The organism is Desulfatitalea tepidiphila, from assembly GCF_001293685.1.
GTDB classification, from domain to species: domain Bacteria; phylum Desulfobacterota; class Desulfobacteria; order Desulfobacterales; family Desulfosarcinaceae; genus Desulfatitalea; species Desulfatitalea tepidiphila.
The window spans coordinates 533,897-552,470 of record NZ_BCAG01000001.1 but is presented as its reverse complement, the minus strand read 5'-3'; the positions used below and the strand labels follow the sequence as shown (position 1 = coordinate 552,470).

The window sequence follows — 18,574 nt, the reverse complement described above, 5'->3', positions numbered from 1 at the left end:
TACAAGCAGTTGCCATGACCAAGGGTTGTAGGGGCGGGGTTTAGCCCCCCCGGATGAGAACCAAACGCCTTGAGTTAACGGCATTGAGTACAAACGAACTGGAATATAGAGTTGTCCGCCAAACCGTCTCTTCTCATCTTCCTTGCGCTGTCGATCGGTGTTGTGGCCGGTGGATGCGGCCGGAGCGACGATGCGGCCACCATCCGCAGCATGATCGTGCAGGCGGCCGATCTGGCCGAAAAGCATGACATCGCCGATCTCATGGCCATGACCGCCGACGGATTCCGGGCGTCGCCGGGAGACCACGATGCCAGAGGCGTGCGCGGCATTTTATTCGTGGCTTTCAAACACTACGGCGGTTTCACCATCCGATACCCCCGGCCCTCGGTTGAGGTCGACCCGAGTGCCGGCACGGCAATGGCGGCCGTGTATTTCATGATCGTCAGCCGGGACCGCCCCATGCCCGAGTTCAAGGGACTCTACGAGAATCCGCAGCAATGGCTGGAACAGGCCGGCGAGAAGGCCGATCTTTATCAGTTGAAACTGGAGCTGGTCGGGTCAAAGAACGAGTGGCGAGTCCAAAAGGCCGACCTGGTCCCATTCAAGGGAATGGGCTTTTGACCCGGGACCTGCTCGAACAATGGGGGTAAGGCCCCCGCCTGAACCCGATGATTCAGATGATGTAAAGGTAGAGACAAAAGATGCCATCCCGCTCCTTCGAAGCCATCGATCCCGACTACGCCCAGCGCGTGAAAGAGAGTTTTTACGGGCAGCCGTTCATGCGTCTGGTCGGTGGCCGTCTGATCTCCGTCACCCCGGGCCACTGCGAAATTCAACTGCCCCACAAGCCGGAATTGACCCAGCAGCATGGCTATTTTCATGCCGGCATCATCGGCACCATGGCGGACAACGCCGGCGGATACGCGGCATTGACCCTGACCGCCCCGGGTAAGGAGGTGCTCACCGTGGAATACAAGCTCAATCTCCTGTTGCCGGGCAACGGCAAGGGCCTGATCAGCCGCGGCCGGGTCATCAAGGCCGGCCGCACCCTGATCGTTTGCCAATCGGACGTCTTCAACGTCACCGAAAACGAAGAGATGCTGGCCGCCACCGCCATCATCACCCTGCTGCCCGTTTAACCGAGAAGGATTCCGAGCCATTCCGTCCGCATCCGCCAGCGCCCAAGCCAGCCCCCTTCGCCTGCAATTGGGCGTCTTCGCCCTTGTCTCGGCCGCCTTTACCAACATCTACATCACCCAGCCGGTACTGCCGGTGCTGCAGGCCGAATTCGCCACCAGCATGGTGACGGCCTCGTTCAGCGTCTCGGCGGTCATTTTCGGCATCGCCCTGTTCAACCTGCCCTTCGGCTTCCTGGCCGACCGGCTGCCCATCCGGCCGATCATCACGGCCGGCGGTACGGCCGTGGCCTTGGGGGGGCTTCTCTGCGCGGTCACTCACCACCTGGGACTGCTCATCACGGCCCGTTTTATCCAGGGCGCCTTCATCCCGGCCCTGACCACCTGTCTGGCCGCTTATCTGGCCAAGACCCTGCCCGCCGAACGGCTCAACGTGGTCATGGGATCGTATGTGTCGGCCACGGTTCTCGGCGGGCTGGGCGGCCGCCTGCTCGGCGGCTTTATCCATCCACCGCTGCACTGGCGCTATGCCTTCGTTTCGGCCGCCGTGCTCACGCTCCTCGCCGTCTGGGCGGCCCTCAAAGGATTGCCGCGGAGGGTCTCCGCAGGGAGCTCGAACCAACCGCAGCGAATCAGCTACTGGTCGCTGATCACCCGTTGGGATCTGCTGCGCATCTACCTGTGCGCCGCCGGCGCCTTCGCAGTCTTTTCCTCGATCTTCAACTACCTGCCGTTTCGACTGGCCGCCGCCCCCTTTAGCCTCTCCACCGAAGCCACCACCATGCTCTATCTGGTCTACGTGATGGGGATCTTCATGGGTCCCATGGCCGGTCGGACGAGCAATCGTTTCGGCAGCGGCACGACCCTGGTCGGGGGCGCCGCGATCTTTGCAATATCCCTGCTGATCGTAAAAATGGAATCCATCAGTTCGGTCATCATCGGCCTGGTGGGCATCTGCACCGGTTTTTTCGCCGTTCACGCCGCGGCGGTGGGCGCCCTGAATCGAAAGCTGACCGGCGGCCAGGGACGCGCCAACGCGCTCTATGTCCTGTTTTATTATGTCGGTGGATGGGTCGGTATCACCGGCACCGGATTGATCTATTCACACAAGGGATGGCACGCCGTGGTCCATACCTGCCTGGTCGTACTGATGATCCCACTGATGGCCGGATTTGCGGAAAGGAAAAAATGAGTCATGGAAAAGAAACACGACTACGAGCAATCCCTCAAACAGCATTACCAGCGGCCCAACCTGAGCGTCATTATCTCCGATGCGCTGAAAGCCGCCGGGAAGCAAATCAACTCCCATGAAGACACGGCCGCCCTGGACGAATTCCATATGCGCGGCCGGGACGCCACCCGCGAATTGGCCCGGCTGGCCGGCCTGGTCCCTGATGACGCCGTGCTCGACCTGGGGTGTGGTTTGGGCGGCCCGGCCAGGCGCCTGGCGGCCGAGTTCGGATGTCGGGTGACCGGCATCGATGTGATGCCCGAATACATTGAAGCCGCCGACATGCTGACCCAAATGGTTGGATTGGCCCAGCAGGTCACCTTCCGCACGGCCAATATGCTCGATATGCCGTTTGACACGGACAGTTTCGACCTCGTCTGGTCACAGCACACCTTCATGAACATCGAAGACAAGGCGCGGCTCTTCGCCGAGATTCGCCGGGTGCTGCGTCCCGGCGGACGACTGGCCTTTTACGAAGTTCTCAGCGGAAGCGAAACACCGGTTTACTACCCTGTGCAGTGGGCCAGCGACCCGTCCATCAATTTTCTCCTCGCGGAAGAGGAACTGATCGAACAGATCACCGGTGCGGGTTTTGAACAAACCCATTGGCAGGAGATGAGTTCCGAGTGCGCCCGGTGGTTCCAGAACGTGGTCGACCGCATGGGAAAGCGGCCCAAGGATGCGCCGCCCCCTGTCGCACTCAACCTGGTGATCGGCCGCACCACCGCCGAAAAGGCCAGAAACACGGCCCGAAACCTGGCAGAAAACCGGATACGGGTGGTCTATGGGGTCTGGCGCAGGTCATAAAATGGGCTCGAGCAGACTCACCGCCTTGACGGCAAACTTGAAAAAAACCGATCGGCGCTCGAACGCCCGCATCGTCACCATGCGACTGTGTACGATGTCGGCCATCAACATCTCCTCGACCTCGCCGACGAACGCAGGATGGAAATTGATCAGGGTCACTTCGAAATTGAGGCGGAACGACCGATTGTCCAGATTGGCGGTGCCGATGGCGGCATAGGTGTCATCCACCACAAACACCTTCTGGTGCATGAAACCCTGGGTGTAGCGATAGATCCGGATGCCCAGCGGCAGCAGCTTTTCGTAGTAGGCGAAAGAGGCCAGGTGCATCATCCGGTGGTCGGGCCTCTCCGGCAAGATGATGCGAATGTCCACCCCCCTTAACGCGGCCAGTTTCAGGGCTGCCAGCACCTTCTCGTCCGGAATGAAATAGGGTGTGGCCATCCATAGCCGCCATCTGGCATCGTTGATGGCGCGGACGAACATCAAGCCGCAGGTTTCCAGTTGATCGGCCGGTCCCGACGGCAGCACCAGCACCTCCTGGTTTCCGCCGTCGGTCGGTTGCACCTGCCAGTTGAGTTCGGGCATGGCGCCGGTGGCCCAGCACCAATCTTCCGCAAAGGCGAATTGAAGCGCCAGTATGGCGGGGCCGTGCACCTCGACATGCGTATCGCGCCAGGCGCCCCATTTGCCTTGGGCCGATACATATTCGTCTCCCACATTGTTGCCGCCCACATATCCGACGACGCCGTCGACGATCACGATTTTGCGATGGTTGCGAAAATTGAGCTGAAAACGGTTGGCCTTGCCGCGGGTGGAGTGAAAGGCCGAGACGGCCACACCGGCTCGGCGCAATTCGATCAGATAGTTCTGGGGCAGATCGTAGCTGCCGATTTCGTCATAAAGGAAGTAAACCTTGACGCCCGAACGGGCCTTGTCGATGAGGCGGGTCTTGAGATCGCGTCCGAGTCGATCGTCGCGAACGATGTAGAACTGGACCAGGACAAACGCCGCCGCATGGTCGATGCTGGCAAAAATACGTGCGAACGCACGGCCGCCGTCGGACAAAAGGCGGCACTGGTTATAGCGCGTGACCGGTGTCTGGGCCAATCGGACCAGGGTCTCCTGGCTCGCCGTCAGTTCGGCGGGGATGACATCCTTCTGGGACGCCTCCTGAAAGAGCCGATCCGACAAATGCGCGGTGGCGCCGCTCTTGGCGTGGCGCAACGTCACGTATCCATTGAACTTGTTGCGGCCCAAAATGGCATAGAGAATCAGGGTGATCCAGGGGAAGGTCACCAGTGCGATGGCCCAGGCGATGGCGCTCTGGGACGTGCGCGCCGTGGCGATGGCATGCACCGCCGCGCACAAACCCGCTATTTCGAAAACCAGGATGACAACCGTCATCACGGAAAAGATGGACACATCCCCGAACATGGCTCTCCGTCATCAGGCGAAAAAATGGACCTCACACGCTATCGTCATTTGCCCTGAATCGCTTCGAAGGGTTTGCCTTCATCTTTTCCCACATACTTGACGACCCCGGTGGTGGTATCGATGATAAAAATGTCCGTGAAGTTGTTGCGGGTGATGACCTGCATGCGGTATCGTCCGATTTGATCGCCGTTCGTGTGGGTCGCGCCCGTGAACATCACCAGCGCGAAGATCATCAGCATGCCCATCGCCATCAACACAGCACCTTTATTGATCGACAGGGTATCCATCGCCTGCCCTCCTTTTCGAAATTGCTTGTAAAAGAGGCCGGTTGACCTCACATGAAAAACGTGAAGCACATAATCCTCGCGGTGTCAAAAGAAACTCTTCCGCTGGTCCGTGGCCACGATGCCGCACCCCCCAATTTATCCCGCGGTGCCCCATGCGCAGGAGATCGATAAAACCGGTTCGCATCCCGGCGTTACTTGACAACAGTACAGCACCGATACATTTTTTGAACTGAATATGAACTGGGACTTCCGGTGACCATTCAAAAACAGGAGGTGGCCCATGGTCGAAGAAAAAAAGAGTGGTACATCCAATTCCGAAACCCGCAAGAGGGTTTTTATCAGCCGCGCACAGGTGCTGTCGGAAGAACAACGCGGCACGTTGACCGACAAGGAAAAGGCCTTCGAGGCATCCTGCAAGGACAGGGGGGTCTGGTTGGAACTCTTCTGCCCGGACGACAGATGCTTCACCGAGGAGGAACGCATCGAAATTCCGATTTACTGCGAAGATCCGAGAGTCAGCCAGAAATTATGGCTCAACCTTTTTTGCCCCGACGGCGAATGCGAAATCACTTCCCCTTCCCAATTGCCCTAAACCGGTCTTTTTTCGGTTCCCATTCGCCGGGATGCGCAACACCCCTCGCAGCACCAGGCCCTGCCACATGCGTATTGGCCGAAGCCCGATTTTGTGGTTAAATACGATCCAACCATCAGGGCAGGCTTACGCATGGAAAAGAAAACCAGAGAACAGCTCGTCACCGAAATCGTCGGGTTGCATGCCAGTATCACGATGCTGGAGCAGCGGGTACGGCAATATGAAAAGGAGCGCACAGCCCTTTTGGCGAGCGAAACGCGCTATCATACGGTCTTCGACAACAGCGGCGCCGGCACGTTCGTCAAAGAGGCGGACATGACCATCTCGATGGTCAATCCAGCGTTCGAACGACTCACCGGCTACACCAAGAAAGAGATCGAGGGGCGGATGAAATGGACGGATTTCATCCACCCCGACGATCGGCCTCGCCTGATCCGATACCATGATGAACGGCGCCAGGGCCAAAACGTCCCCACCGAATCGGAATGCCGTGTCATCGACCGCCAGGGAATCGTCAAAGAGGCTTACCTGAAACTCGACCTGATACCCGACACACAGCGCAGCATCGGCTCTCTGGTGGACCTGAGCCAGTTGAAAGAAGCCCGCCGGCAGATGAAAGAGGGCCAGGCCCTGTTCCAGGCCATCGTCGAGGGCTTCGAAGGATTTCTCTATGTGTGCAGCGCCGACTATCGGCTCACCTACCTCAACCCCCAGGCCCGGCGGCGGGTCGGACAGGATGCCGTGGGCGAGATATGCTACCGGGCCGTCCACCGCCGCGACACCCCCTGCCCGTTTTGCGTGCAGGATCAGGTCCAAAAAGGACAAACCGTTCGTTTCGAAATGATCAACCCCAAGGACCGGCGCTGGTACCAGAGCACCAACAGCCCGATTCACCACGTGGATGGAACGGTCTCGCTCCTCGCCATGGTCACGGACATCACCCCCGCCAAACGGGCCGAAGCCGCCCTTCGGGCCGCCGAAATCGAAACCCGCAAGGAGAACATTTTCTTGCGCAGCCGCATCAGCCAGCGGCACAAATTCGGCAACATCGTCGGACAGAGCCCGGCCATGCAGCGGGTGTATGAACAGATCCTCAGCGCCGCCGCCACGGATGCCACAGTCATCATCTACGGCGAACCGGGCACGGGCAAGGAGTTGGTCGCCCAAGCGATCCACGAGATGAGCGATCGCCGCAACCACCGCTTTGTCCCGGTGCACTGCGGCGCCATCCCAGAAAATCTGATCGAAAGCGAATTCTTCGGATATAAAAAAGGCGCCTTCTCGGGCGCGGACAGCGATCGGGGCGGCTATATCGATTTTGCCGACGGCGGCACCGTATTCCTCGACGAAATCGGTGAAATCAGCCTCCACATGCAGATCAAACTGTTGCGGGTCATCGAGGGGGCCGGGTTCACCCCGGTGGGCAGCAGCCAGGTCAAACAATCCAACATCCGCATCATCGCGGCCACCAACCGCGATCTGCGCGAACGCATCACCAGCGGCATGATGCGGGAAGATTTCTATTACCGCATCCACATCCTGCCCATTCATCTGCCGCCGCTCAAATCGCGCAAAGAGGACCTGCCGCTGCTCATCGACCATTTCCTGACCATCTACGGCGGCAAACAAAAACCGCCCCCCCTGACCGACCGCATGCTCGCCAAACTCGTCAACCACGACTGGCCGGGCAACATCCGAGAACTCCAGAACGTGATCATCCGGTACTGCGCGCTGCAGGTGATCGAGTTGAGCGCCAGCCCGCCGGCCCATATCATCACCCGGCCGGCGCGCGAGGAACGCCCGGGGTCAGGTCAGATCAAGGACCTGAAAACCATGGTCGCCGACCACGAACGGCGACTCATCGCCCAGGCTTTGGAAGCGAACCAGTGGCACCGCGGCAAAGTGGCGGATCAACTCGGAGTGGATCGAAAGACCTTGTTTTCAAAAATGAAGCGATATGGATTGGGTTAGCGTCCACCCGGTCGATTGGCCTATGCCATCCCGCTGTGAATTTTTACGGGTCTTGAAAGGCTTGGCGGTGCCGTCAAAGCGAAATTCGCTTCCCTTGATACAATAGGGCAATCACTCCCCATTTTTCTGCACTAATTTCCCAATTCCTGCTTGTACTTTATTTTATTATTAATTTATTTGTTATGAAAAGAGTACCGGGGCATGTGTACCCCACCGTTGAATAGTCTTAAAACTGCGCCGATTTTTTCTTTAACTTTTATTTTCAATATATTAGTCAAATAAATGAATTCTGGCATGGAAATTGGACTATAACGCCCGCTAAATGAGGCGTTCAACTTTTTATGCATTGCAAACTTTGCACAACAGGACTAAGGCTATGTTCGAATTCGGTGATCACCTGACCCAACCCTGCCTGGTATTCGGATGCGGCAATCCCCTGTTCGGAGACGATGGATTCGGGCCCCGGGTGATCGAACACCTGTGTGCCCACCACCAGTTGCCCCGGCACGTGGCTTGCCTCGATATCGGAACCACCATCCGCGACATGCTGTTTGATATCCTCCTTTCCCCCAAAAAGCCAAGACAGATTGTGATCGTGGATGCCATGGACATTGAAGGCGGGGTGCCGGGGCAACTTTCTGAAATCGATATATCCCAGATTCATCCGGCGAAAATCTGCGATTTTTCCCTGCACCAGTTCCCCACGACCAACATGCTCAAAGAGATTCAGGAGGGCACGGACATCGAGGTGCGTGTTCTGGTGGTGCACCCCACCGAACTGCCCCCCGAGATCCGGCCGGGTCTTTCACCGGCCGTGGCAGCGGCCGTGCCGGAGATGTGCCGCCGGATCATGGCGATCGTCACCCAAACCGTTTCGGCAGAACCGATCCAAGAAGGAGAAACCCAATGATTGATATTCGTGTCGGCCAACTGGCCCAGTTACTGGGCGTGCATCGCAACACTGTCACCAACTGGATCAAAAGAGGCCAACTCAAGGCGACCCCCACGGTCGGCAAACGCTATCTCGTTGAAGCGGCGGAGTTCGAGCGCTTCTGCAAGGCGGTCGGTATCCCGGCGGAGACGATGGAAAAAATCCTGCCGTCGGAAAAGCCTGCCGCTGAAACGGCGGTGTCCCGGCCCGTCTCGATGTTGCGCACCCCCCTGAAAAGCAAGGCGCCCATCGGCGCCGTCATGGTGGTCGGCGGCGGCATTGCCGGCATCCAGGCCAGCCTCGATCTGGCCAACTCGGGCTACGCGGTCCACCTGATCGAGCGCAGCCCTGCCATCGGCGGCGTGATGGCCCAGTTGGACAAGACCTATCCGACCAACGACTGCGCCATGTGAATTATTTCGCCCAAGTTGGTCGAGTGCGGTCGGCACTTGAATATCACGCTCCACACCTTGTCCGAAGTGGTCGGTTTCGACGGCGAAGCCGGCAATTTCACCGTTACCGTCAAGAAACATCCCCGCTACATCCAGATGGATAAGTGCATCGCCTGTGGCCTGTGCGCGGAAAAATGTCCGAAGAAGGTACCCAACGAATTCAATATGGGGCTGGACAAGCGCAAGGCCGCCTTCATTCCCTATGGACAGGCCGTGCCCCTGAAATACGCCATCGATCCCGAAGCCTGCATCTATCTGACCCGGGGCAAATGCCGCGCCTGCGAAAAATTCTGCCCCACCGGCGCCATCAATTTCGATGACAAGGAAGAGCTGGTCGAGCTTCAGGTCGGCTCGGTCATCCTGGCCCCCGGCTTCAAGCCCTTCGACCCTACGGGCTGGGACTTTTATGGATACGGCCGCATCGCCGACGTGGTGACGAGCATCCAATACGAGCGGCTCCTCTCGGCCGGCGGCCCCTGCATGGGCCATGTGGTGCGCCCTTCGGACGAGACCCCGCCCAAAAAGGTGGCCTGGATCCAGTGCGTGGGCTCGCGCAACACCAATCGCTGCGACAACGGCTACTGTTCAAGCGTCTGCTGCATGTACGCCATCAAACAGATGCTGATCACGGCCGAGCACGCCCACGGCGAGCCGGTCGAGCAGGCGGTCTTCTTCATGGACATGCGCAGCCCTGGCAAAGAGTTCGAGCGCTATTACGAAAATGCCAAGGCCAGCGGTATCCGGTTCATCCGCAGCCGCCCCCACACCATCGATCCGGGCCCGTCCGGCAGCGGCGTTCGTCTGCGCTATGTGACCGAGAGCGGCGAAACCCTTGACGAAGCATTCGACCTGTGCGTCCTGTCGGTGGGCCTGGAGCCGGCCAAGGGCAGCCGGGAACTGGCCACCACGGTGGGCATCGATCTGGATCAGTTCGGCTTCGCGTTCTCATCGAATCTTTCACCGGTTCAAAGCAGCCGGCCGGGTGTGTTCGTAACCGGCGCCTTCCAGGCGCCCAAGGCGATTCCACGTTCGGTCACCCAGGCTTCGGCCGCGGCGGCCGCGGCGGCCGAAGCATTGCATGACGCCCGCGGCACCCTGACCCGTCAGAAAACCTATCCGCCGGAGATCGATATTCATGACCAGGCGCCGCGCATCGGCGTCTTCGTCTGTTCGTGCGGGATCAATATCGCCGGCGTCGTCGATGTCAAGGCCGTGGCCGAATATGCCAAGGGCCTGCCCCATGTCACCCTGGTGGAAAACAACCTGTTCACCTGTTCGGCCGACACCCAGGACATCATCGCCGCGCGCATCCGTGAACACCGCCTCAACCGCATCGTGGTCGCCGCCTGTACGCCGCGCACCCACGAGGCGCTGTTCCAGGACACCCTCAAGGAGGCCGGTCTCAACGGCTACCTGATCGAAATGGCCAACATCCGCAACCAGAACTCGTGGGTGCACCAGCGCGAACCGGAACGGGCCACGGCCAAGGCCAAGGACCAGGTCCGCATGGCGGTGGCCAAGGCCGGTTTGATCGACCCGTTGAAAAACCTATCCATCCAGGTGGTGCAGAAGGCACTGGTGATCGGCGGCGGGGTGGCCGGCTTGACGGCGGCCCTGGGTCTGGCCGAACAGGGATACCCCACGGTCCTGCTCGAACGCGGCGACCGCCTGGGCGGCAATGCCTGGCACGTGACCGGCACGGCCAAAGACGAACCGGTCCGTCCCTGGCTGGAAGGGCTGATTCAACAGGTACAGCGCCACGAACGCATCAAGGTCCTGACCAACGCCCGCCTGAAAACCGCCGTCGGATCGGTGGGCAGCTTTGTCAGCGAGATCGAAGTCAACGGCGAAACGCGGGCGGTCACCTACGGCGCCGCCGTGCTGGCCACCGGCGCATCCGAGAGCCGCACGGACGAATACCTCTGCGGCCAGGACCCGCGAGTGCTGACCCATCTCGAGCTGGACGATCGTTTGATGCAGAATCCCGATCAATTCAAGGGGGTTCACAGCATGGCGTTCATTCAATGCGTGGGATCGCGGGACAGCCGGCGGCCCTATTGTTCCCGCATCTGCTGCACCCACACCATGCGCAGCGCCATCCGCCTCAAGACCCTCAACCCCCGGATGAACATCTATGTCCTTTACCGGGACATCCGCGCCTATGGCAAACGCGAAACCCTGTACCAGAAGGCGCGCGAGCTGGGGGTGCTGTTCATCCGCTACAGCCTGGATGCCAAACCCCGGGTGAGCGCCGATCCGCAGGGCCTGTCGGTCGCCTGCAGCGATCCGATCCTGCAGATGCCCCTGAACCTGCAGGTCGAACACCTGGTGCTGGCGACGGCCATCGAGGCCAATCCCACCCAGGAGCTCACCGCGCTGTTCAAGTGCGGCGTCAATGCGGACGGCTTCCTCAACGAAGCCCATCCCAAACTGCGGCCGGTGGACATGGCGGTGGACGGCCTGTTTGTGTGCGGCATGGCCAATTATCCTCAACCCATCGAGGAGAGCCTGGCCCAGGCCCAGGCCGCCGTTTCACGGGCCTGCGTGATCCTGGCCCAGCGCGAGATGAAACTGGATGCCATCAAATCGGCTGTGACCGATAAGTGCGACGGCTGCGCCCTCTGCGTGGACGTCTGTCCCTATCGGGCCATCCGCCTGGTGGAAACCGAGAACGGCGACGGCCGTAAAACCAAGCGCATCGTTACCGATCCGGCCCTTTGCAAAGGTTGCGGCCTGTGTGCCGCCACCTGCCCCAAGGGCGGGGTCGAAGTCAATGGGTTTACCCTGGATCAATTGCGCGCCCAGATGGCCGCGGCCCTGGCGGCATAGCGTGAAACAACGGATGGGACGGCCATTGGGCCGTTCCAACAAGAAGGAGCCAACATGCAAACATCGTATGAGCCTGTCATCCTTGGATTTCTGTGCAACTGGTGCGCCTATGCCGGTGGGGACCTGGCCGGCGTCTCGCGCCTGCAATATCCGCCCAACATGCGCGCCGTGCGGGTCATGTGCTCGGGCATGGTGCACCCCGACCTGGTGATCGAAGCATTCCAGCGCGGGGCTGACGGCGTGATCGTCATGGGCTGACACCTGGGTGAATGCCATTACCTGGACGGTAATCACAAAGCCCTGGCCCGCGCCCAAGTCATTCGCATCATCCTTGAAGATGCCGGTATCGACCCGGATCGCTTTGCCATCGAATGGGTCTCCTCGGCCGAAGCGCCCCGATTCGCCGAGGTGGTGACCGGTTTTACCGAACGAATCCGGGCCCTCGGCCCCAACCGGGTGACCCAGGCGGAAGTCGCCAATTAGCGCCCCGACCTTCAAGGACATCGAGCGAGGTAGACAAATGAAAACATTCTTTCACTTGATTCAAGAGGTTCAGAAGCCCGGGCTTTGCCACCGTTGCGGCGGCTGCGTCACCTTCTGCACCGCGGTCAACTACGGCGCCCTCAAGATCGACGAGGAGGGCAAGCCCGGCTACGATGATATCGAAAAATGCATCGAGTGCGGCCTGTGTTACACCATCTGCCCGGAAATCGACGAACTCGAGGAGGAGACCAAACGGCGGGCCAACTGGAGCCAGCCCATGGGCCGCATCATCGAAACGGCGGTAGCGCGTTCAACCGATGCATCGATTCTGGCCAACGCCACCGACGGCGGCGTGGTCACCGCCCTGTTGCTGCACCTGTTCGACCGGGGCCGCATCGACGGCGCCATCGTCACCCACCAGACCGGCCCGTTTCAACGCTCTCCCTTCCTGGCCACAACGCGGGAAGAAATCATCGCCGCTGCAGGATTTTTCTTCGACACCTCCCACGGAATGAAGCAGTTCAGCGACCAATACATGACCTATGCCAGCATCGAAGAGTTCGACCCCATGGTGAAAAAGGGATTGAAGCGCGTTGCGCTGGTCGGCACCCCCTGCCAGATCAACTCTGTGCGGCGCATGCAGGCCCTGGAGCTGTTGCCGTCGGATGCCATCAAGTTCTGTTTCGGCCTCTTTTGTTCGGGCAACTTTGTCTTCGGCCCGGCCGAGCGGGAAAAACTGGCCAAGATCGGCGGCTTCTCCTGGGACGAGGTCCGCAAGGTCAATATCAAGGAAGCCTTGATGCTGCACCTGGCATCCGGGAAGAAGATCACGATCGACTTGGAACAGCTTTACGCCATCCGCCGGTATGCCTGCCAGTATTGCAGCGACTACGCGGCCGAGTTGGCCGATATCTCTTTCGGCGGCATCGGCGCGGCCGAAGGCTGGACCACGGTCCTCGCCCGCAGCCCAGTGGGCCGGGCCGCACTGGCCGATGCCAAGGGCGCCGGAATGATCGAGGAGTTCAAGTATGCGGACAACCCCAGCTACATCACCGACGCCCTCAACACGGTGCGTTCCTGGTCGTCAAAGAAAAAGAAGATGGCCCGCCAGAATCGCCGGGGGCTCAAAAGCGGTTCCCCCTCGTTCAGCATGTAGGCGGCACGGCAATTGTTCACGCTACGCCATAAACTTTAAACGTCCGGCCCAGCCGGATTCAAGGAATTCATCATGAAGGTAAAAGTCGCAAGCGAATGGCTCAATTCCTGTTCGGGATGCGAGATTTCCATCATCGACATGGGCGAACGGCTGCTCGACGTATTGGAAGTGGCCGAATTCGTCCATCTGCCAGCCCTGATGGATCACAAGTACTTCGGACAAATGGGAGACGGACGGCACATCGAAATTCCCCAAGCCGATGTGGGCATCATCAGCGGCGGTCTGCGCAACACCGAACATGTGGAAGTGGCCGAGGCCATGCGCAAGAGCTGCGGCACCATCATCGCTTTAGGCACCTGCGCCACCCACGGCGGCATACCCGCACTGGCCAACGCGCATACCAAGGAGCAGATCCTGGATCGCTACTACCACACGGAAACGACCGAGGCGCCCGATGCCTATCCCAGCGAAGGGTTGCCGCCCCTGCTCGAAAGCTGCCTGGCCGTGGACGAAAGAATCAAGGTGGACATCTACCTGCCCGGATGCCCGCCCCACCCGGACCACGTCTTCTCGGCCCTGGTGGCCCTGGTCGAGGGCCGGACGCCGGTGCTGCCCGGAAAGAGCGTCTGCGACACCTGCCCCACCCGCCGGGAGGGCAAGGGCCAGCTCAAGAAGCTGCGGCGCTTTCTCCAAGCCCCTCACTATGGGGGGTCGGATGAACCGCTGGATCAAATGCGCTGCCTGCTCGAGCAGGGCATTCTCTGCATGGGACCGGTGACCCGCGCCGGTTGCGGCGGCGAGAGCGGTATACCGCGCTGCATATCGGCGCGAGTGCCCTGCCGCGGCTGCTACGGCCCGGTGCAGCACAACGGCAACCAACGGCTCGACATGCTCAACGCCCTGGCCTCCAACGGCATCGACATCGGTTCGCTGCCGGAAAGTTTCTCCATGCTGCGCTTTTCCGGGGCACATGGGTTGTTGAAGTCGAGGAAAGTTTAAAGTTGAAAGTGTAAAGTTTAAAGTGAAGGAATGCTGTCGATCAGATGCATCTACAAACCAACCTATCAAAATGACAGAATACCTTCACTTAACACTTAAAACTTAACACTTTAAACTTTTTCTTTTCTATTATTTTTATCAACCACCCGCACGCCGGGGATCAGGAGACTTACGATATGTCCCGAACCATAACGATCCAACCCCTCACCCGCATCGAAGGGCATGCCAGTATCGGCATCACCCTGGATGACAGCGGCAACGTGGCCGACGCCAAGCTCAGCTACATGTCGCTGCGCGGGTTCGAAAAATTCGTCGAAGGCATGCCGGCCGAAGAGGTGCCGCGCGTGGTCAGCCGAATCTGCGGCATCTGTCCCTGGATGCATCACCTGGCCTCCAACAAGGCGGTGGATGCCTGCTACGGTGTCACCCCCAGCCCCACAGGCCGCAAACTGCGCGAACTGATGCAAGCCATCGCCCATGCGGAAGACAAACTGCTGCACTTTTTCTTCCTGGCGGCCGCCGATTTCGTCATCGGGCCATCGGCCGATTATGCCGTGCGCAACGTCATCGGCATCGCCAAGGCCAACCCCGAACTGGCCACACGGGTCGTCAAAACCCGGCAACTCGCCAAGATGATCCTGGACAAGTTCTCGCGCAAGGCCATCCATCCGGTGGCCGGCGTCACCGGCGGATTCGCCAAGCCGATCCTCGAAGAAGAGCGCAAGGACATGCTGGCCAAGATGCAGGAGGTGCTCGACTTCGCCCTGTTCACCATCGAGTTCGCCAAAAAGGGCGTCTTTCCGCAATACATGGACGCAATCCAGAGCCTGGGCGTGATCACCACCGGTTTCATCGGCACGGTGGACGACGCGGGCGCTTTGAATCTGTACGACGGAAAACTGCGCATCATGAAACCCGACGGCAGTTACACCGATTTTGCGGCCGCCGATTACGCCGACTACATCGCCGAGCATGTGGAGCCCAACTCCTACGGCAAATACCCCTATGCCCGCTTCTGGAACGAAGGCTTCTCCATGGACCTGGAGCAACCCAGGGGCGTCTACCGCTCCAATACCCTGGCGCGCATCAACGTGTGCGACCATATCGCCACGCCCCGCGCCCAGGCCGAGCTCGAGGAGTTCCGCAGCCTGTTCGGCCGGCCGGCCCAGGCCACCCTGCTGTACCACTACGCCCGCCTCATCGAGGAGGTCTATGCCTGCGAACGCGCCATCGAGATCCTGCAGGACCCCGAGATCACCGATCCCAACGTGCGCGCCGAGGTGACTCCCAAGGGCGGCCGCGGCGTGGGGTGCGTCGAGGCGCCGCGCGGCACCCTGATTCACGATTACACCACCGACGAAAACGGGCTCATGGTGAAGGCCAACATGATCGTGGGCACCACCCACAACCTGGGCCCCATGAACATGAGCGTCAACCAAGCGGCCCGATCCCTGATCAAGAACGGCCACGTGGACGAAGGCATCCTCAACCAGATCGAAATGGCGGTGCGCGCCTACGACCCTTGAGTCAGCTGCGCAACCCATCGCCTGGATGGCGATGCCGGCATGACCGTCAGCGTCTACGACGCCAACAAGAAACTCCTGTGCAAGTGGCCGGCCTGATACCAGAAGCCGCACCACAGAAATAGAAAAAGGCAAGCGTGCGATCACGGATCGGCTGCTTGCCTTTTTTTGTCCGGCAATTTCCAATGATTATATCTGAATGCGCCTCATTAAACCCGGCGTGGGCGGAGCAGGTGGCCGATGCCACACGCCAAGCGGTCAAGAGCCAGTAAAATGCGCGGCGGGCGGCCCAGAAACTCGCTGCGCTCAAACAGTCTGGGCCGCTTGTCCGCCGTTTGCATTCAACTGGCTCTAAGACCGCAGGCTCACGTGGCCCTGGCCACCTGCTCCACCCACGCCTGCCCTGCACGTTACGATGGGAATTTTCTTTTCAGACAACCTATTGAAAGCATGCCCGTATAGGTGAGTTGAATTCTGCGACGGTAGTTGGGCGATTTCAGCAAAAACTTGAAAATTCGGGGTCATCATGTTCGAAAACCTGCCGATATTGGAAACGATACGATGATGCACCGGCCCCCGAAAGGAGACCTCATGCTTTCAGGCAGGAATCGGATAGTGACAATCTTGTGGATGCTGCTGACCTGGACCGTCGCCATTGCGGCCGGCACCCCGGCGAACGCCCTCGACCTGCCCCGCAGATTCTCGGTGGAAGTCGTTCCGGCCATCCGCCAGGCCAATCATCAGCAGGATGCGGTAGTCTACCATTTCGACGGTGAACGGGTCAGCGCCCGCTGGGAAACCCACACCCAGGGTGCGGTCGAATCCGGTGGTGTCACCCGGCTCGAGATGACCACGCAAATGGAAGGCACCTTCCGTAACGGCGTGCTCAAAGGGGAACAGAACTCGGTCATGCAAGCCATTCCGCCGGCCAACTACAGCAAGCATCATCCCGGCGGGCCGGTGACACAAATGTTCTACCGCGGCGTCATCGAAGGGACACTACAGCCCGACGGCCGCATCAAGGCCCGGGTCACCACCACCCTCACCGGCTGCAAGGCGCTGCTCACCGAGCCTGGATGGGACGACGCCCCGCCCACCCACCGCTGGGTGGACCAGCAGGTGCCCAACCAACCGCCCGGCATCATCGATTACTGGGTCAACCTGCCCACGGATCTCTGGTTCGACTCGCGCTTCATCCTGGCTTCGGGCGACCAATCCTTTCGACTGCGCAGCGCCCTGGAACGCCTGGACCGCTACATGAACGAAGCCTCCCAAAACCTGATGGCCGGGAAGTATGCCCTGGCCCGCAGTCAGATCGGCACCATCCGGGCCGAGGTGGCCGATCTTCAGGAGTCCATCCGCTCGGGCGGCCACGACACCCGCATCACCTTCAAAGGACTGCCCAGCGACGATGCGGTGCTGCAGCGCCTGGAGATGCAATTCATGATGGACAAGTGGAAGGAAAAATACACCATCGTCAACGAATCGCTGGCCGTGGTGCAGACCCAGCTGGCCGACCTGCGCCATCTGCTGTCCACCAACGTGTTCAAATCGATTATCAAGAACTACATCAGCTGGTCCAACTCGATCCCCACGGATGTCGTCTCCGGCATTGCCGGCTATTCGACCATCACGGGTATCGCCGACCTGCCCAGAGGGTTTCTGGGGTGGTACGAAGCGGGCCAGAAAGATGCCGGCATACTCAACGACCAGTTCCGCAACAAGCGCGCCCTGGAGGAAGCCGAACGCTTCTACGAACAGGAACGCCGGAAGATCATCGACGCCCGACAGCAGGTGGCCGATCAGCTCAACAAAAAAGGCAACAGCGGACTCATGGATCTGGATCGCAGCCTCCAGCAATTCTTCGCCGGACTGGGCTGGGCCGGGTGGCAGGCCGAGCCCCGGCGCAGCGAGACCCTTGCGCGTCTGAAGGGCAGTCCGAACCGCTGATTTTTATATCCGTTGCTTTGACCGCCCGCGAATGATGCAGGGCAAGGCCCGGGTGGGGCAGGTGGCCAGGGCCACATACGCCTGCGGTCAATAGTGCCGGTTGAATGCAAACGGCGGACAAGCGGCCCAGACTGTTTGACCCCGGCGCAGGCCGGGGGAGTTTCTGGGCCGCCCGCCGTGCATTTTACCGGCACTTGACCGCTTGGCGTGTGGCATCGGCTACCTGCTCCCCCGGGCCGGCGAGTTCACTAACATACGGATAGAATAGCTGGAGAGAGATGAAAGGGATTGTGATTTCTCAAGAAAAAGACTATGATTCTGACAATTTGTACCGATTCCAGGTTAAAGACGACCGGAGATGACGGGGCGCGATGCGGGAAAAGCGGCTTCTGGAAAGATTGCGGGCGATAGATCGAAACCCGGACTGGCGGGGCGAATCCGATCCCCGGGCGGCCATATCATCGGTCCTGGATCATCTGGGCAAAATCCTCAACACGCGCCAGGGCAGCGCCCTCATCGCGACGGACCTCGGCATGCCCGACTTTACCAGCGTTTCGAGTTCACTCAGCGCGGATGCCCTGCCCGAAATGGCGGATACCATCACCCGTGTCATCAACACCTATGAACCGCGCCTGACCGACGTGACGGTCGATTTTGAACCCCTCTCCCAACAATCTTTCAAGATCGGGTTCAAATTGTCGGCCAAGGTCAGAGGGGAAACGCGCGACATACCGGTGGTTTTCGAAACGGTCCTCACTTCCGACGGCCACATTACCGTATTGGAGTAATTTCA

16 protein-coding genes and 1 pseudogene are annotated in these 18,574 nt (G+C 59.8%); 15 read left to right on the top strand and 2 right to left on the bottom strand.

Annotated elements, in window-relative coordinates:
* Positions 1-111: 111 nt before the first annotated feature.
* From DFT_RS02435 to DFT_RS02420, 4 genes are all read left to right on the top strand, one after another.
* Positions 112-621: a hypothetical protein gene (locus DFT_RS02435; RefSeq protein ID WP_054029639.1), complete on the top strand. Its 510-nt coding sequence runs from the start codon at positions 112-114 to the stop codon at positions 619-621.
* A gap of 80 nt (positions 622-701) precedes the next feature.
* Positions 702-1,139 carry a PaaI family thioesterase gene (locus DFT_RS02430; RefSeq protein WP_054029638.1) on the top strand — a complete coding sequence of 146 codons (438 nt, stop codon included), beginning with the start codon at positions 702-704 and terminating at the stop codon, positions 1,137-1,139.
* A gap of 67 nt (positions 1,140-1,206) precedes the next feature.
* Positions 1,207-2,328: an MFS transporter gene (locus tag DFT_RS02425; RefSeq protein WP_235506155.1), complete on the top strand. Its 1,122-nt coding sequence runs from the start codon at positions 1,207-1,209 to the stop codon at positions 2,326-2,328.
* A 3-nt stretch (positions 2,329-2,331) separates the two neighbouring features.
* Positions 2,332-3,174, top strand: a complete 843-nt coding sequence (locus tag DFT_RS02420; protein ID WP_054029636.1) for a class I SAM-dependent methyltransferase — start codon at positions 2,332-2,334, stop codon at positions 3,172-3,174.
* On the opposite strand, the gene cls is transcribed toward DFT_RS02420, so the two are convergent.
* Both cls and DFT_RS02410 read right to left on the bottom strand, forming a co-directional pair.
* On the bottom strand, positions 3,169-4,608 hold the full coding sequence (gene cls / locus DFT_RS02415) for a cardiolipin synthase (protein WP_054029635.1): 1,440 nt from the start codon (positions 4,606-4,608) through the stop codon (positions 3,169-3,171). The two genes, DFT_RS02420 and cls, sit on opposite strands and share 6 nt — an antisense overlap.
* Positions 4,609-4,652: 44 nt before the next feature.
* Positions 4,653-4,895: a hypothetical protein gene (locus tag DFT_RS02410; RefSeq protein WP_054029634.1), complete on the bottom strand. Its 243-nt coding sequence runs from the start codon at positions 4,893-4,895 to the stop codon at positions 4,653-4,655.
* A 280-nt stretch (positions 4,896-5,175) separates the two neighbouring features.
* On the opposite strand from DFT_RS02410, the gene DFT_RS02405 reads away from it, so the two are divergent.
* The 11 genes and pseudogenes from DFT_RS02405 to tssE all read left to right on the top strand — a co-directional run bounded on the left by DFT_RS02405 (position 5,176) and on the right by tssE (position 18,569).
* The gene (locus DFT_RS02405; RefSeq protein ID WP_054029633.1) at positions 5,176-5,487 is read left to right on the top strand and encodes a hypothetical protein; all 312 of its coding nucleotides are present in this window, start codon (positions 5,176-5,178) and stop codon (positions 5,485-5,487) included.
* Positions 5,488-5,619: 132 nt separating this feature from the next.
* Positions 5,620-7,458 carry a sigma-54-dependent Fis family transcriptional regulator gene (locus DFT_RS02400; RefSeq protein ID WP_054029632.1) on the top strand — a complete coding sequence of 613 codons (1,839 nt, stop codon included), beginning with the start codon at positions 5,620-5,622 and terminating at the stop codon, positions 7,456-7,458.
* Between the two features lie 376 nt (positions 7,459-7,834).
* Positions 7,835-8,368 (top strand): hydrogenase maturation protease, encoded by a 534-nt coding sequence (locus tag DFT_RS02395; protein WP_054029631.1) that lies wholly within the window; start codon positions 7,835-7,837, stop codon positions 8,366-8,368.
* Positions 8,365-8,505, top strand: a pseudogene (locus tag DFT_RS26670) (helix-turn-helix domain-containing protein); the annotation flags it as partial. The gene DFT_RS02395 and the pseudogene DFT_RS26670, both read left to right, overlap by 4 nt.
* A 99-nt stretch (positions 8,506-8,604) precedes the next feature.
* Positions 8,605-11,670: an FAD-dependent oxidoreductase gene (locus DFT_RS02385; RefSeq protein WP_152971858.1), complete on the top strand. Its 3,066-nt coding sequence runs from the start codon at positions 8,605-8,607 to the stop codon at positions 11,668-11,670.
* Positions 11,671-11,724: 54 nt separating this feature from the next.
* Positions 11,725-12,153, top strand: a complete 429-nt coding sequence (locus DFT_RS25670; RefSeq protein ID WP_152971837.1) for a hydrogenase iron-sulfur subunit — start codon at positions 11,725-11,727, stop codon at positions 12,151-12,153.
* A gap of 37 nt (positions 12,154-12,190) precedes the next feature.
* Positions 12,191-13,309, top strand: a complete 1,119-nt coding sequence (locus tag DFT_RS02375; RefSeq protein WP_054029630.1) for a Coenzyme F420 hydrogenase/dehydrogenase, beta subunit C-terminal domain — start codon at positions 12,191-12,193, stop codon at positions 13,307-13,309.
* A 72-nt stretch (positions 13,310-13,381) separates the two neighbouring features.
* Positions 13,382-14,308, top strand: coding sequence for an NADH-quinone oxidoreductase subunit B family protein (locus DFT_RS02370; protein WP_054029629.1), 927 nt, complete (start codon positions 13,382-13,384; stop codon positions 14,306-14,308).
* A 176-nt stretch (positions 14,309-14,484) separates the two neighbouring features.
* Positions 14,485-15,834 (top strand): Ni/Fe hydrogenase subunit alpha, encoded by a 1,350-nt coding sequence (locus tag DFT_RS02365; RefSeq protein ID WP_054029628.1) that lies wholly within the window; start codon positions 14,485-14,487, stop codon positions 15,832-15,834.
* 612 nt (positions 15,835-16,446) lie between these two features.
* Positions 16,447-17,781, top strand: a complete 1,335-nt coding sequence (locus DFT_RS02360) for a hypothetical protein (protein WP_152971836.1) — start codon at positions 16,447-16,449, stop codon at positions 17,779-17,781.
* A 371-nt stretch (positions 17,782-18,152) separates the two neighbouring features.
* Entirely contained in the window at positions 18,153-18,569 is a 417-nt protein-coding gene (tssE, locus tag DFT_RS02355) for a type VI secretion system baseplate subunit TssE (protein WP_054029626.1), read from the top strand.
* Positions 18,570-18,574: the final 5 nt, after the last annotated feature.

What these genes read in the sequence shown, in the direction of transcription:
- DFT_RS02370 (WP_054029629.1), top strand. Translation starts at nt 13,382, where the DNA reads ATGAAGGTAAAAGTCGCAAGCGAATGGCTCAATTCCTGTTCGGGATGC.
- DFT_RS02430 (WP_054029638.1), top strand. Translation starts at nt 702, where the DNA reads ATGCCATCCCGCTCCTTCGAAGCCATCGATCCCGACTACGCCCAGCGC.
- DFT_RS02410 (WP_054029634.1), bottom strand. Translation starts at nt 4,895, where the DNA reads ATGGATACCCTGTCGATCAATAAAGGTGCTGTGTTGATGGCGATGGGC.
- DFT_RS02405 (WP_054029633.1), top strand. Translation starts at nt 5,176, where the DNA reads ATGGTCGAAGAAAAAAAGAGTGGTACATCCAATTCCGAAACCCGCAAG.
- DFT_RS02400 (WP_054029632.1), top strand. Translation starts at nt 5,620, where the DNA reads ATGGAAAAGAAAACCAGAGAACAGCTCGTCACCGAAATCGTCGGGTTG.
- cls (WP_054029635.1), bottom strand. Translation starts at nt 4,608, where the DNA reads ATGTTCGGGGATGTGTCCATCTTTTCCGTGATGACGGTTGTCATCCTG.
- DFT_RS02420 (WP_054029636.1), top strand. Translation starts at nt 2,332, where the DNA reads ATGGAAAAGAAACACGACTACGAGCAATCCCTCAAACAGCATTACCAG.
- DFT_RS02375 (WP_054029630.1), top strand. Translation starts at nt 12,191, where the DNA reads ATGAAAACATTCTTTCACTTGATTCAAGAGGTTCAGAAGCCCGGGCTT.
- DFT_RS02395 (WP_054029631.1), top strand. Translation starts at nt 7,835, where the DNA reads ATGTTCGAATTCGGTGATCACCTGACCCAACCCTGCCTGGTATTCGGA.
- DFT_RS02365 (WP_054029628.1), top strand. Translation starts at nt 14,485, where the DNA reads ATGTCCCGAACCATAACGATCCAACCCCTCACCCGCATCGAAGGGCAT.
- tssE (WP_054029626.1), top strand. Translation starts at nt 18,153, where the DNA reads ATGCGGGAAAAGCGGCTTCTGGAAAGATTGCGGGCGATAGATCGAAAC.